At 67.0% G+C, this 14,444-nt stretch carries 13 protein-coding genes; 8 read left to right on the forward strand and 5 right to left on the reverse strand.

What is annotated here, in order from left to right; translation table 11 throughout:
- Nucleotides 1–2 precede the first annotated feature (2 nt).
- The 3 genes from AC5P6S_RS10880 to agp all read left to right on the forward strand — a co-directional run bounded on the left by AC5P6S_RS10880 (nt 3) and on the right by agp (nt 4,882).
- Nucleotides 3–1,562, forward strand: a complete 1,560-nt coding sequence (locus tag AC5P6S_RS10880; RefSeq protein ID WP_076739140.1) for a serine hydrolase — start codon at nt 3–5, stop codon at nt 1,560–1,562.
- Between the two features lie 205 nt (nt 1,563–1,767).
- Nucleotides 1,768–3,600, forward strand: coding sequence for a multidrug efflux ABC transporter SmrA (gene smrA / locus AC5P6S_RS10885; protein ID WP_012479597.1), 1,833 nt, complete (start codon nt 1,768–1,770; stop codon nt 3,598–3,600).
- A gap of 67 nt (nt 3,601–3,667) precedes the next feature.
- Complete coding sequence (gene agp / locus AC5P6S_RS10890; RefSeq protein WP_495204611.1) at nt 3,668–4,882, forward strand: bifunctional glucose-1-phosphatase/inositol phosphatase; 1,215 nt, start codon at nt 3,668–3,670, stop codon at nt 4,880–4,882.
- Nucleotides 4,883–4,891: 9 nt separating this feature from the next.
- Here the strand turns inward: agp and AC5P6S_RS10895 are convergent, their stop codons facing one another.
- Both AC5P6S_RS10895 and AC5P6S_RS10900 read right to left on the reverse strand, forming a co-directional pair.
- On the reverse strand, nt 4,892–5,887 hold the full coding sequence (locus AC5P6S_RS10895; RefSeq protein WP_308680292.1) for a polysaccharide lyase: 996 nt from the start codon (nt 5,885–5,887) through the stop codon (nt 4,892–4,894).
- A 145-nt stretch (nt 5,888–6,032) separates the two neighbouring features.
- On the reverse strand, nt 6,033–7,841 hold the full coding sequence (locus AC5P6S_RS10900; RefSeq protein WP_483723551.1) for a DUF885 domain-containing protein: 1,809 nt from the start codon (nt 7,839–7,841) through the stop codon (nt 6,033–6,035).
- Nucleotides 7,842–7,953: 112 nt separating this feature from the next.
- Here AC5P6S_RS10900 and AC5P6S_RS10905 point away from each other — a divergent pair, with 112 nt between their 5' ends.
- Both AC5P6S_RS10905 and AC5P6S_RS10910 read left to right on the forward strand, forming a co-directional pair.
- A complete protein-coding gene (locus AC5P6S_RS10905; protein ID WP_495204612.1) occupies nt 7,954–8,310 on the forward strand; it encodes a GFA family protein in 357 nt (118 codons plus the stop codon).
- Nucleotides 8,307–9,122 (forward strand): DUF4349 domain-containing protein, encoded by an 816-nt coding sequence (locus tag AC5P6S_RS10910; RefSeq protein WP_231522831.1) that lies wholly within the window; start codon nt 8,307–8,309, stop codon nt 9,120–9,122. Before AC5P6S_RS10905 ends, AC5P6S_RS10910 begins: the two co-directional genes overlap by 4 nt.
- Nucleotides 9,123–9,153: 31 nt before the next feature.
- Here AC5P6S_RS10910 and AC5P6S_RS10915 read toward each other — a convergent pair whose 3' ends face one another.
- The gene (locus tag AC5P6S_RS10915) at nt 9,154–9,447 is read right to left on the reverse strand and encodes a hypothetical protein (protein WP_005408721.1); all 294 of its coding nucleotides are present in this window, start codon (nt 9,445–9,447) and stop codon (nt 9,154–9,156) included.
- 68 nt (nt 9,448–9,515) lie between these two features.
- Nucleotides 9,516–10,460, reverse strand: coding sequence for a LysR substrate-binding domain-containing protein (locus AC5P6S_RS10920; RefSeq protein WP_005408722.1), 945 nt, complete (start codon nt 10,458–10,460; stop codon nt 9,516–9,518).
- Nucleotides 10,461–10,575: 115 nt separating this feature from the next.
- Between AC5P6S_RS10920 and AC5P6S_RS10925 the strand changes: the two genes are divergently transcribed.
- Nucleotides 10,576–11,448, forward strand: coding sequence for a DMT family transporter (locus AC5P6S_RS10925; protein WP_043034843.1), 873 nt, complete (start codon nt 10,576–10,578; stop codon nt 11,446–11,448).
- Between the two features lie 575 nt (nt 11,449–12,023).
- Here the strand turns inward: AC5P6S_RS10925 and AC5P6S_RS10930 are convergent.
- Entirely contained in the window at nt 12,024–12,920 is an 897-nt protein-coding gene (locus AC5P6S_RS10930; protein WP_495204613.1) for a peptidylprolyl isomerase, read from the reverse strand.
- Nucleotides 12,921–13,056: 136 nt separating this feature from the next.
- Here AC5P6S_RS10930 and AC5P6S_RS10935 point away from each other — a divergent pair, with 136 nt between their 5' ends.
- Nucleotides 13,057–13,422, forward strand: coding sequence for a PadR family transcriptional regulator (locus AC5P6S_RS10935; RefSeq protein WP_111197962.1), 366 nt, complete (start codon nt 13,057–13,059; stop codon nt 13,420–13,422).
- Nucleotides 13,419–14,408, forward strand: coding sequence for a sensor domain-containing protein (locus tag AC5P6S_RS10940; RefSeq protein ID WP_012479602.1), 990 nt, complete (start codon nt 13,419–13,421; stop codon nt 14,406–14,408). Before AC5P6S_RS10935 ends, AC5P6S_RS10940 begins: the two co-directional genes overlap by 4 nt.
- Nucleotides 14,409–14,444: the final 36 nt, after the last annotated feature.

A 14,444-nucleotide genomic window follows, 5' to 3' on the forward strand; every position in this document is an offset into this window, starting at 1 on the left:
GGATGAAACCCTGGATTGGAGGAGCCGTGCTGCTGGCGTGCACGACCATGGCGAGCGCTGCCACCCCGGCGCAGCTGCAGGAGCTGGATGCAACCGTCGAGCGCGTGCGCGCGCAGTTCGACGTGCCCGGTATTGCGGTGGCGGTGGTCAAGGATGGCGAGGTGGTGCTGGAGCGCGGCTGGGGCGTGCGCGAGCAGGGCAAGCCGGAACCGGTGCAGGCCGATACGCTGTTCGCCATTGCGTCCAACACCAAGGCGTTCACCGCCACCTCGCTGAACCTGCTGGCCGAGGACGGCAAGCTGAAGATGGACGACAAGGTGATCGACCACCTGCCGTCGTTCCGCATGTCCGATCCGTTCGTGACCGGCCAGATGACGATCCGCGACCTGCTGTCGCATCGCAGCGGACTGAGCCTGGGCGCCGGTGACCTGCTGTTCTGGCCGACCACCTCCTACAGCAATGCCGAAGTGGTGGAACGGCTGGGCAAGGTGCCGCTGAAGGGTGGATTCCGCGAGGGCTATGCGTACGACAACATCCTGTACGCGGTCGCCCAGCAGGTGATCGAGCATGTTTCCGGCATGAGTTACCAGCAGTTCCTGCAGACCCGCATCTTCGACAAGGTGGGCATGGCCGGCACGCGCTACAACGCCGATCACCTGAAGCCGGGCGACAAGGCCGCGGTCGGCCACGCCAAGTACGATTTCAAGGACCTGCGCACCGTCGCGCCGCTGACCTGGTCGAACAATGCCGGCGCCGGCGGCATCTATTCCAGCGCGCACGACATGGCGCGCTGGATGCAGGTGCAGCTGGCCGAAGGCAAACTGGCCGACGGCACGCCGTTGTTCACCGAGAAGAGCCAGCAGCAGATGTGGCGGATGATCACGCCGCAGTCGATCCCGGCGCCGAGCGTGCCGGAGCTGGCACTGGCGCGGGCCAACTTCGCCGGCTATGGCGAAGGCTGGAGCCTGAGCGACTACCGCGGGCAGAAGCTGGTCTGGCACACCGGTGGCTGGCCGGGCATGGTTTCGCGGCTGACCCTGGTACCGGGCGAGAAACTGGGCGTGGTGGTGCTGACCAATCAGGAAGTGGGCGCGGCGTTCAATGCGATCACCCTGAGTGTGCTCGATGCCTACCTGGGCGGTGAAAAGCATGACTGGGTGGACGCCTATGCCAAGGCCGTGGCCAAGGGACAGGACAAGGCCGACGAGGCGTGGGCCAAGCACCAGAGCGCGCGCGACAAGGGCAGCAGGCCGTCGCTGGCGCTGGCCGGCTACACAGGCACGTTCCGCGACCGCTGGTATGGCGACATGCAGGTCAGTGCCGAGGGCAAGGGACTGCGCCTGCGCTTTGCCAAGACCGCGCAGCTGAGCGGACGCCTGGAGCACTGGCAGCACGACACCTTCATCGTGCGCTGGGACGACCGTTCGCTCAACGCCGACGCGTTCGTGAACTTCAGCCTGGACCCGGATGGCAAGGTGCGCGAGGTGCGCATGCAGCCGATTTCCGACCTGACCGATTTCAGTTTCGATTTCCAGGACCTGCTGTTCACCCCAGTGAAATGACGCCGCCGAGCGTGGCCCGGCGCTGACGTTTGACGAATCCGATGGGTAGTGCCGGCCGCTGGCCGGCGACCTCATGATCCCCGGATGCGTCGCAAGGGTGCCGGCCAGCGGCCGGCACGACCGCAGCCGCAGCCGCAGCGATCGTCGGCCGGCGTACACATGCGGCATGGGATACTCCGCCAGCTAAAGATGGCGAGGGAATGCGATGTTCCGTTGGTTTGAATCCCTGATTCCGGTGTTCCCGCCCGTGGACGGGCGGATGCCTCCGCGCAAGGTGCTGCCGTTCTACCTGCACTACCTGCGCCCGGTGTGGCCGGTGCTGCTGGCCACGCTCATCGCCGGCCTGCTGCTGGCGCTGGTGGAAGTGGCGATGTTCGATTACCTGGGCCGCATCGTCGACATGGTCGCCGAGCAGCCCGGTGCCGACTTCTTCAAGCGCCATGCCAACGACCTGGGCTGGATGCTGTTCATCACGGTCATCGCGCGTCCGATCCTGGTCGGCCTGCACAACCTGCTGGTCAACCAGGCCATCGTGCCCGGCCTGAGCAACCGCTCGCGCTGGTTGATGCACAACTATGTGGTGCGGCAGAGCCTGAGCTTCTTCCAGAACGACTTCGCCGGCAGCGTCGCCAACCGGGTGATGCAGACCGGTACCTCGCTGCGCGAGTCGGCGGTGCAGATGGTCGATTCGCTCTGGTACATCGTGGTCTATACCGGCACCGCGCTGTACCTGTTCGCGCAGGCCGACTGGCGGCTGATGGTGCCGCTGATCCTGTGGCTGCTGGCCTATGCGGTGATCATGGTCTACTTCGTGCCGCGCGCGAAGGAACGGGCCTGGATTGCGTCCGAAGCGCGTTCCAAGGCGATGGGCCGCATCGTCGATGGCTACACCAACATTCCCACGCTGAAGCTGTTCGCCCATGGCGGGCGCGAGCAGGCCTACGTGGCCGAGTCGATCCAGGAACTGGCGGTCAAGCACCGCGCGCAGACCCGGGTGACCACCGGCATGGACCTGACCATCGCCATCGTCAACGGTTTCCTGATCGCCGGTACCTGTGGGCTGGCGCTGTGGCTGTGGAATGGCGGCCACATCACCGTCGGTGCGATCACGCTGGCGACCGGCCTGGTGATCCGCATCCACAACATGTCCGGCTGGATCATGTGGACCATCAACGGCATCTTCGAGGACATCGGCACGGTGCAGGATGGCATCACGACCATCGCCCAGCCGCTGACCGTGCAGGACCGCGAGGATGCAGTGCCGTTGCAGGTGACCCGTGGCGGCGTGCATTTCCAGGACATCCACTTCCACTACGGCAAGAAGGGTGGCGTGATCGCAGGCCTGGACCTGGTGGTGAAGCCGGGCGAGAAGATCGGCCTGGTCGGTCCTTCGGGTGCCGGCAAGTCGACCCTGGTCAATGTGCTGCTGCGCCTGTACGACCTGGAAAGCGGCCGCATCCTGATCGACGGCCAGGACATTGCCTACGTCACCCAGGAAAGCCTGCGCCAGCAGATCGGTGTGGTCACCCAGGACACCTCGCTGCTGCACCGCTCGATCCGCGACAACCTGCTGTACGGCCGTCCAGACGCGACCGATGAGCAGTTGCGCGCTGCCGTGGCCAAGGCGCGTGCCGAAGCCTTCATCGACACGCTGGTGGACGGTCAGGGGCGTCGCGGCTACGACGCACATGTCGGCGAGCGCGGCGTGAAGCTGTCCGGTGGCCAGCGCCAGCGCATCGCCATTGCCCGCGTGCTGCTGAAGGACGCACCGATCCTGGTGCTGGACGAAGCAACCTCGGCACTGGACTCGGAAGTGGAAGCGGCGATCCAGGACAGCCTGGATGAGCTGATGGGCGGCAAGACGGTGATCGCGATCGCGCACCGGCTGTCGACCATCGCGCGCATGGACCGGCTGGTGGTGATGGACCAGGGACGCATCGTGGAGACCGGCACCCATGCCGAGCTGATTGCGGCCGGTGGCCTGTACGCACGGTTGTGGGCGCGGCAGACCGGTGGATTTGTTGCTGCCGATCAATGATCGCTTCGGGGTCGGATCCCTTTCCGCAGGAAAGGGCTCTGACCCCAGCGTGTTTCCGGAGACCTGCATGATCCGCCCCCTGCGCTCCCTGTTGCTGGCACTCAGCCTGGTTGCCACGGCTGCGCCGGCACCCATGGACGGCGACCAGCTCGAGCAGGTCGTCCTGCTCAGCCGTCACAACCTGCGCGCGCCGGTGGTGGCCTCCGGCGCGCTGGCCAATGCGACGCCTGAGACTTGGCCGCGCTGGGAGGTGGCACCGGGCGAGCTGACTACCAAGGGAGGCGTGCTGGAGGTCTACATGGGCCGCTACATCGCCCAGTGGCTGCGCCAGGCGCAGTTGTTGCCGCTGTCGGGTTGCCCGCACGAGGATGACTTCCACGCGTACGCCAACAGCCTGCAGCGCACCCAGGCCACCGCGCAGTTCTTCGTTGCCGGTGCTTTCCCGGGCTGCCATGTTTCGGTCGAACAGCGCATGCCGCTGGGCTCGATGGATCCGTTGTTCGATCCGGTGATCCACAACGGTGACACGACCTTCCGCACGCGCGCGCTGGAATCAATGCAGCGAGCGCTGGCCGCAGCGAACCTGGCACCGGCTCTGTCCGTGGTGGAAGAGATCACCCGCTATCCGCAGTCGGCGGCATGCAAGGGGCACAGCGACTGCCATCTGGCACTGGCCGATACCACCTTCAGTACGGAACCGGGCAAGGAGCCCCGCGCGTCCGGATCACTGGCGCTGGCCAGCGGGCTGGTCGATGCCTTGTTGATGGAGCACTACCAGGGCAGTGGCATCCCCCGCGAAGGCTGGGGCCGGTTGACCACCGAGGCGCAATGGCAGGCGCTGGCGCAGATCCGCAACCGCTACCAGGACATCCTGTTCGGAACGCCCGAGGTGGCGCGTGATGTGGCCGCTCCGCTGCTGACAAGAGTGAATGCGTTGTTCGACGACCCGGCGTCGCCGAAGGTGACCCTGCTGGTCGGTCACGATTCCAACATCGGCTCGGTGCTGGCGGCGTTGGGAATCAGCGACTACAGCCTGCCGGGGCAGTACGAGAAGACACCGATCGGTGGCCTGTTGCAGTTCGAACGCTGGCGTGATCGCCACAGCCGGGTGGAACGGATCCGCCTGGCCTACGTCTACCCGACCACCGCGCAGCTGCGCGATGCGCTGCCGCTGGCCAACGCGCAGCCGCCGGGCCGCGTCGTGCTGCGTGTGCCGGGGTGCGCGGCTCAGGAGTGCACCGTCGCCGAGTTCCAGCGCCTGCTGCATCCGAAAGCCCGCTGAGGCGCGCTGCTAACGCAGCGGCGTGCGCACGATGCCCTGCGTGGCCATCAGCGTAAGGTCGCCGCCCAGCCGTTGCGAGTGGAACGGGCCGCGTGCATGCGCGGCATCGAACACGCCGCCGTCAGGTGAGCGCAGGCGGTAGAACTCGACCCAGCCGCTGGCCTGCAGGGGCAGCTGTGCAACGCCGGTGTGCTGGTTGAACCATGCAGGGTCCCTGCTGCCTTCGATGACCCGCCGCGCCAGGCGGTCGATCGCGTGGTTCCTGCTGGCATACCAGTCCTGGCCGCGCAGACGCGCCAGCTCGGCCATCATCACCAGTGGCGCCAATGCGTAGTCGTGGTAGTGCAGGGCCCGTTGCCCGCGGGCCATCTCCAGCGGCAGGCTGCCATCGTCCTGGATGTCATCGATGCCCTTCTGGAACGCGGCGTGGCCGGCCTGCCACAGGGCATCGTCGTCGGTGGTCAGGCCGGTGGCCAGCACGCCCAGCCCGCCCCAGTAGTAGTGGTTGTTGCGGCGCCGTTTCGGATTGTCCCAGTACGCCAGATTGGCCCGTGCCAGCTTCTGCAGCCACGGATCGATACGCGCACGCTGCTGCGGGTTGGCCTGGTCATGCACTTTCAGGTAGGCCATGGCTACCGCATCGAGCATCCACTGCCGCATGTAGAACGACTGATCGTTATTGACCCGGATCATCTGCCCGAGCATGGCGCCGTCGTCGGCCCACGCACCCAACCAGCTCAGCGTGCACTGTGCCGCTGCCGGGTCACCGTTGCGCAGGTAGTCATCGCTCATGCGCGCCACGTCGGCGGCATAGCGGTCCAGCGGTGCAGTGGCGTCCTTGTTCTGCTGGTTCAGTACCGGGTCGATGATCGAGCCGACTTTGTCGGTGTAGTAGCCAAGCGCGCGGATGTCCAGCTGGCCGGGCGGCGGCGCGGGGCAGGCGGCGAAGGCACCCGCACTGGCCAGCAGCGTGGGCAGCAGGGCGAGGCGCAAGGGGAGAGACATTGGAAACCGGCGGAAGGGGGAATCCGGCGAACGATGCGCCTGGCCATGTTGCCGGCATGTGATGCGGAGATGGCTTGGCGATCCCCCACATACAGATCGGCCCGGGTTTCCCCGGGCCGCTCCGCTTCAACTTACACCACCCCGATCACTCGATCGGCTGGTCCAGCATCAGCTGGCGTGCGAAACGCACCGGGGGTGCGCCGTAGGACAGCATCTGGTCGTGGTACGCCTTCAGGTTGAACTTGTCGCCCAGCTTCTCCTGCACCGCCTTGCGGGTGTCGAAGTGTTCCTGCGCACCGACGAAGTAGGTCGGTAGCTGTGCCGAGGTCAGCTGTGCACGCACCCACTTGCCCGCCGCTTCGCTTTCCTGCTGGAACGCGTCGTGGGTCATCAGGTGCATTGCCTTCTCGCGATCCCAGTTGTCCACGTGCACGCCCTGGTCGAGGATCGCGTTGGAGATCGTGCGCAGGTAGAACTTCAGCTGCACCAGGTGGAACAGCGGGTCGTTGTTGAGGTAGCCCTGCTCCTGCATCATGCGCTCGGTGTAGACCGCCCAGCCTTCGGCGAACAGGCCCGAACGCAGCACCGCACGCAGGGTGGAGGGGAACTTGGCCGAATGCCAGCCTTCCAGGTAGTGGCCCGGGGTGCCTTCGTGGATGCTCAGCAGGTGGATCATGCGCGAGTTGTACTCACGCAGGAACGAGTCGACCTGCTTGTCGTTCCAGTCGTCCGGAATCGGCGACACGGCGTAGAAGGTCTTCAGGTTCTTGTCCAGCGGACCCGGTGAATCACAGTAGGCCACGGCCACGCCACGCTGGAATTCCGGCATCAGGATGATGTCCACCGGCGCGTCGGGCAGCGTCATCAGATCGTGCTCGCGCACGAACGCGGTGGACTGCTCCAGTGCGGCCTTGGCATCGTCGACGACCTTGTCGCGTGCCGGCTTGTCGGCGTAGGCCAGCTCCAGCGCAGCTTCAATGGCCTTCTGCTGCTGCTCGCCGGTCGGCTGGGCCGGCATCTCCGGCGCACCCGGCTTGTCCTTCAGCACGGTCTGCGCGATGCCGTACATGTCTTCGCGCACGCGCTTGAGTTCGGCGCGTGCACGCTCACCGATCTCCTGGCGCGACAGCGAGGAGCTCAACGCGAACTTCAGCTTCTGGTCGTACTTTTCCGCACCGATGCGGAAGTCGCCCTTGGCATTCGGCACCAGGGTCTTGTCCAGCCAGGTCTGCTGCTCGTCCACCGCCTTCTTCAGGCCGTCGATGGCGGCCTGCAGACGCTGCTGGTCGGCCTGCGGCAGTTCACCGATGTGCGGGGTGATGAAGGTATCGACGATGCTGAGGATGCCCTTGTTCTGCTTGGCCACCGTCTCGGCATGGATCTTCGGCACGCGCGCCGGATCCAGGTTCTCGCGGGCCTGGGCGAAGATCGCCGGCAGCTTTTCCATGCGCGCGGTGGCCGACTTCAGGCGCTCCGGCAGCGGCGCGAACTCGCGCGCCATCAGGCCGTAGATCGCGCTGCCGGCGATGCCGTTGTACAGCTGCGGGTCCCACTTGCCGGACTGCAGCACTTCGGCGTTCCAGATTTCCGACTGCAGCTGGTTGCGCAGGATCGCTGCGTCCACCTGGTTCTCGCGGCCCAGCTTGGCCACCTCGATCTTGTCCAGCTCGCCCAGCAGCGCCTTGTAGGCTGCCAGGGTCTTCTGCTGGCCGGCGGCACTGAGGTCGTCCAGCTCGCTGTCGTAGCGGTGGTCACCGATCTGGGTAGCGCTGACCGGCGACAGCTGCATCCAGGTGTCCAGGGCGCGCTTGGACAGGTCGGCGAAGGCGGCATCGACCGCCGCGTCACCGGCCTGCTGGCTGGTGGCCGGGGTGGAAGCGTTGGTCGGGGCGTCGGCCGGCTGGCAACCGGCCAGGGCGGCGACCAGGGCGAGGGCAAGAAGATGCGGGCGCATCGGCGTTCCTGTACGGGGTCAAACCCTGAGCATAGGGCCGCGTGGCTGCTTTGTCCCCGTGCCATAGGATTACCATGGGCGCAGACAAGGACCCTCCAAAGGAGCGCAGAACATGGAATACCAGGGAAGCTGCCATTGCGGCAGGATCGCATTCACCGTACAGGCCGGGGCGCCGATCAGCGACGTCATCGACTGCAACTGCTCGATGTGCCGCCGCCGTGGCAGCCTGCTGTGGTTCGCCCCGCGCGAAGCGTTCCAGCTGAGCACCGATCCGGCGGACGTGGCCACCTACCACTTCAACAAGGCACACATCGACCATCACCATTGCCCCGAGTGCGGCATCGCGCCCTACAGCGAAGCAGTGGACCCGCGCACCGGCACGCCGATGGTGGCGGTGAACGTGCGCTGCGTGCCACAGGTGGATCTGGCTGGTCTTTCGGTGACCTCCTACAACGGAGCCGCACTGTGAGGCCGCTGCGCGCATGGACGCGCACGATCGCCACGCCGGTGCTGCTGCTCGCACTGGCAGCCTGTGCAAAAAATGGTGAGCGCGCAGCCGATGCGGGCGCCACTGCCGCCGAAGCTGCTGTTGCTTCACCGGAAGGCGCATTCCTCGCCTACGAACACGACGTGCAGGTGCAACTGGAAGCGGCGCAGATCGCACCGCGCATCCAGCAGGTGGCACAGGCCTGCCAGAGCGCGAAGTTCGGTGACTGCGCGGTGCTGCAGGTAGACCAGCGCAGCGGCGAGCAGCCCAGCGGCGAGGTCAAGGTGCGGATTGCACCGAAGGGCACCGAGCCGTTGATCGCGTTGGCCGGTGAGGGCGGCACGCTGCAGTCGCGCAACACGCGTGCCGAGGACCTCGCGCAGGCCGTGGCCGACACCGCGCTGACCAAGGCGCGGCTGGAGAAGGAACACGCGCGGCTGCTGGCCTACCAGGACCGCAAGGACCTGAAGATCGAGGACCTGATGGCGATCACCACGCGGCTGTCCGAGATCGAGGCGGGTGTCGAGCAGGCCAGCAAGGATGCCGCGCAGCAGCGCCGGCGCATCGATACCCAGCTGGTGACGATCCATTTCGATACCACGTCCGGCCAGCGCAGCCGCAGCGAGATCGGCGAGGCGCTGAGCGAGTCGGGCAGCATCCTCAGCACCAGCGTTGCGTTCCTGATCCGCGCCGTCGCCGCGCTGCTGCCGGTGGCGGTGCTGGCCTTGATCGCGGCCTGGGGTGTGCGTGCATGGTGGCGCCGCCGCCGTCGCAAGCTGCCGCCCAACCTCTGAGGTGGAGGCTGATGCCGGCAGCCCGCCGGCATCAGCCCTCGTCGGTCTCGTACTCGACGAACACATCCAGCTCCAGCGCCAGTTCCTGCACTGCGTCGCGCACCTTCTGCGCGGTGCTTTCATTGCCGACTTCCACTTCCAGCTCATGGATGCCCGGGCCGATGTCGTCGGACAGCCCGGCCGAGCTGGAATCGTCGTCGTCCATGTGCGGCATCAGGTCGTCGGTTTCCTCGACATGCTCGATGCCCTCCAGGCCGAGCAGCAGGTCGCTGATGGCACGGGCGTCGTCTTCAGTTCCGGTGATGCGCAGTCGCAGCATGGCCATGGCGTAGGTACGTTGTGGAGTTGCCTGCAGCCTAGCCAGCGCCGGGCAAAGAACGGGTGAGGGTGCAGTCAGGCGCGTGTGGCCGGACGCCCGAGCAGGCTGTCCGGCAATGCGGGAATCGGTGTGCGTTCGTCCTGCGCCTGCTCCAGCAGCCAGTCGATGAACAGGCGTGCGGCCGGGCTGGGCGGTTGTCCTTCGGCATGCACTACGTGGTACGCATAGCGCGCCTTCAGCGCCGGGCCGGGCAGGCGCACCACCTCGTAGCGCTGCAGATAGGGCTGGGCGATGTGGGTGCGCGCCAGCACCGCGCCCATGCCATACACCGCTGCACGCATCGCATCGGTGCTGTCGGCGAAGGTGTGCATGGGTGGCAGCGGCGACGGCGTGCGCACGCCGGCGTGGCGGAACCAGTCGCGCCAGCCCTGCGGCGACAGGTCGGTGAGCAGCGGCAGGTCGGCGATGCGCGCCGGATCGACCAGCGTTTCGACGCCGGCCAGTGCCGGTGAGGCGACCGGGAACAGGTAGTCATCCATCAGGTGCTGCGCACGCAGGCCGGGCCATTGGCCCAGGCCGTAGCGGATGCCCACTTCCGGGCCGTTGTCGTCATAGCGATCCAGCCCGCTGCCGGTATGCAGCTCGATGCGGATGTGCGGGTAGGCCTGGGTGAAGCGCGGCAGCCGTGGCAGCAGCCAGCAGTAGGACAGCGAGCGCAGCGTGGTGATCCGCAGCGGCACGCTGTCGGCATCCGGCTGCAGGTGATGGGCGACGGCCGCGACATCGGTGAAGGCGGCGCTGGCGGCGTCGGCCAGTTGCCGGCCCTCGGCAGTCAGGCGCACTCCGCGGGCGTGGCGTAGGAACAGCCGTACTTCCAGCACTTCTTCCAGGCGGCGGACGTGGTGGCTGACCGCGCTGGCGGTCAGGTGCAGCTCCTGGGCGGCCTGGGCGAAGTTCTGGTGGCGCGCGGCGACCGCGAACACGGCCAGTGCGGGTAGCAGGGAAGGGCGTAGCAGCATGTCGAGCCTCAAACCATATTTGTGGCTGGCAGCGATACTACGCGCTTGTGCGGCGGGCGTCTGCGCCTGATCCTGTCCGCCTTGGCGAGGAATTGACGATGTACGGAGGCAAGGCATGAATGCGGTCCCACAGGCGGCCGAGCGCGATTGGCGCACGCCGCTGGAATTGACCCTGCTGGGCGCCATCTGGGGCTGCTCGTTCCTGTTCATGCGGGTGGCGGTGCCGTCGTTCGGCCCGTTCGCGCTGGTCGAGGTGCGGCTGGTGCTGGGTGCGCTGGTGCTGCTGCCGTTCCTGTGGCGCGCCCGCGCGCAGTTCCCGCCGCGGCGCTGGCTGTGGCTGGCGCCGATCGGCCTGATCAACTCGGCGTTGCCGTTCGTGCTGTTCGCCTATGCAGCGGAACAGGCGCCGGCGGCGATCGGCGCGATCTGCAATGCGATGACCGTGCTGTTCGCCGCGCTGATCGCCTTCCTGTTCTTCGGCGAGAAGATCGGCTTGCGCCGCGCCGGTGCCTTGCTGGTTGGCTTCGCTGGCGTAGTGGTGCTGGCCACCGCCAAGGTTTCCGGCCTGAGTATCGGCACCGCGGTGCTGGCCGGTGCGGCGGCTTCGCTGCTGTACGGCCTGGGCGTGAACCTGGTGAAGCGGCACATGACCGGCCTGCCGTCGGCGGCCGCGGCGGCGGCAACGCTGTCGTGTGCCTCGCTGTGGATGCTGCCGATGGCGGTGAGCCACTGGCCGCAGGCGGCGATTCCGCTGAAGGCCTGGGGCGCGGCCGTCGCACTGGGCGTGGCCTGCACCGGGCTGGCGTTCCTGATGTTCTACCGCCTGATCGGCCGTATCGGCCCGTCACGGGCGTCGACGGTGACCTACCTGATTCCGCTGTTCGGCGCGGCGTTTGCGTGGTTGTTCCTGGGGGAGGCGGTGACGGTGCAGATGCTGATTGCGGGGGTGTTGATTCTGGGTAGCGTGGCGGTGAGCCAGAAGGGCTGAGGAATTGGCGTTTTGCGCGTTGCGCGTGCTGAAGGTGCTTCACTGTTCATGGGCGTTACTTTTCTTTGTACGCAAAGAAAAGTAACCAAAAGAAACGTTCCGCCGGCCGCGAGCCGGTGCTGCGCACCGGTGCCCTGCGCTCCTCGGCCCGTCGAGGGACGGCGCGGGAACTCGCTGCGCTCAGACACCCGCGCCTCTTCGCCCTCGCCGGACCTGCGGTGCTCGGCTCGCTCAAGGCGGATCCAAGATCAAAGGCAGAAGCGGTCGCTTCGCTCGCCGGGCCCGGCCCGGCACTACCATGCATCGTCGTGCAGCTGTGGCTCTTGACCTTGGGTCCGCCTTGAGTGAGCCGAGCATCGCAGGGGAATCAGGGGCGAAGAGGTGCCGATGTCTGAGCGCAGCGAGTTCGGCACCGTCCCCTGATTCACCGAGAAGCGCAGGGGACCGACGTGCGAAGCACGGCGGCTCGCGACCTGGCGGCGCGTTTCTTTTGGTTACTTTTCTTTTCGCGCGAAAAGAAAAGTGACGCCCATGAACAATGAAGCGCCTTCAGCACGCGTAATGTGCGGAAACCATCACCGCACCGGCACCGGGATATTGCAGAGATCGATATGCCCCGCCGGGTGCTTGTAGAAATCATCCACGCGATTACGCCGTGCCTCCACCGTATCGGCAAAGGTCTTCGAGTCGGTACGCAGTACCTGGATCGGCGTGCGCTCTGCCGCCGGTACGTCGCTGGCGCGGCGGATCGACACGATCGGCGTACGCAGCTTCGGGTCGGTGTAGAAGCCCATCGGCGCCGGTCCGCGCGGGATCGCGCTGAGCAGCTCCATGCCCTTCAGCACGCGGCCGACGAGGGTGATGTTGCGGTCCAGCTGGCGCGGCGACTGGCCGGTCACCACGTACAGTTCGGCGCCGATGCTGCTGTCTTCTTCATTGCTGCGGCCGGCGCCGAGCATGCCGTAGCAGTGCGCCAGCCAGGCCTTGCCGGCCTGCGGGTCCTGGCCGACCGGGAAGCCGTCGACGAAACCAGTCTGCGCAGCCCAGCCATCGCGGTCCGGCAGCACGCTGACCTTCAGGCCGGCGCTGGCGCGTTCGAACTCGGCCGGCAGCTTGCGCGCGGCGCTGCCGAACGGCCTGGCCTTGGCCGCGTCATCGGCGTCGGCATCGCCGAACTGCACCACGAAGTTATCCTGCGAGCGGTAGATGCTGGTGCCGTCCCAGAAGTGCTCATGGGCGAAGGTCTGGATGTTGGCGACATGGCGCGGGGCGAACTGCGGCGCCAGCTCGATGATCACCCGCCCAGCCGGCAGGTCCATGTACAGCAGGTTGGCCGGGGCCGGGGTGCGCCATTCGCTGGCCGCCGAAGCATCGAGGATCTGCTGCGGGCTGCGGTAAGGCGTGGCCGCGCTGGCCAGAGCGGGCAGCAGGCAGGCGAGGGCGGTCAGGGCAAGGCGACGAAGGTGCGGCATGGGATCCCCGGAACATGAACGAGGCTTCGATTCTGCGCGAGCGGCCCGGCCACGCCAACCGGCACGATGACTAACGACACATTCGCTATACCGAACTTCGCACTACTGTGGACTTCAACGTAGTGGAGGGCCGGTCATGTCCGATGACGATGTCCAGCTGAAGAAGTTCCAGAAGGAGCTCAGCGCCGGAACGGTGTCGCTGGCCCTGCTGGCGGTGCTGGCCCGGGCCGGGGAGCCGCTGTACGGCTACCTCATTGCCAAGGAGCTGGAGCGGGTGGGCGAGGGCGTGCTGAGCGGCAAGCAGAGCGCGCTGTACCCGGTGCTGCGCAACCTGGAGGCTGCCGGTCTGCTGGAAAGCCACGTGGAGCCGTCCAGCAGCGGTCCGCCGCGGCGCTACTACCGCATCAATGAACGTGGCCGCGAGGTGCTGGCGCAGTGGCGCCAGGCCTGGCAGGCCACCCGCGATTCCGTCGATTCCGTGTTGGAGGGGGTACCGCAATGAACGACCCGAGCCTGGCAGGCCGAGCCCTGCCCACGACCATCCCGCAGTACCTGGCGCAGCTGCGCGCGGCGCTGGAAGGCGCCGACCCGGCGATGGTGCAGGACGCCCTGTACGACGCCGAGGAATACCTGCGCTCGGAGCTGGCGGCGCAGCCCGGCCGCAGCGAGGCCGAGGTGATCGCCGACGTCGCTGGCAGCTATGGCGCCCCGGACGAAGTGGCCGAGATCTACCGCGAGACCGAAGTGACGGTGAACCGCGCGCTGCGCACGCCGCGTGCGGATACCGCACCGGTGCTGCGCGCAGCGGCCGAAGCCAGTGGCGTCGAGCCGGCCGCACCGCCGCCGGCGCCGGTGCAGCGCTCGCTGCTGGCGCGCTTCTTCGGTGTGGTGACCGATCCGCACACCTACGGTGCGCTGTTCTACATGCTGCTGTCGCTGGCCACCGGCATCTTCTTCTTCACCTGGGTGGTGACCGGCCTGTCGCTGTCGCTGGGCCTGCTGATCCTGATCGTGGGCATTCCGCTGACCGTGCTGTTCTTCGGCTCGGTGCGCGGGCTGGCGCTGCTGGAAGGGCGGCTGGTGGAAGCGCTGCTGGGCGAGCGCATGCCGCGCCGTCCGCGTTACACCGATCGCAGCCGCACCTGGCTGCAGCGCATCGGCGACATGTTCACCGATGGCCGCACCTGGCTGACCCTGCTGTACTTCGTGCTGATGCTGCCGCTGGGCGTCATCTACTTCACCCTCGCGGTGACGCTGCTGTCGCTGTCGCTGAGCCTGATCTGGGCGCCGGTCGCGGCGATCTTCAGTGGCGACATTCCGGGCGTGTACGTCGATGGCGTGAACGTACTGCCGATGGCTGCATCGCCGCTGGTGGCGATCACGGTTGCTGCGGCGGGCGCGCTGCTGCTGCTGCTGACGATGCATCTGGCACGCGGCATCGGCAAGCTGCACGGGCTGATCGCCAAGAACCTGCTGGTGCGGTTGTAACAGGCCAGGGGTCGGATCCCTGTTCGCAGAACAGGG

The organism is Stenotrophomonas sp. YJH_SMC_119, from assembly GCF_059368315.1.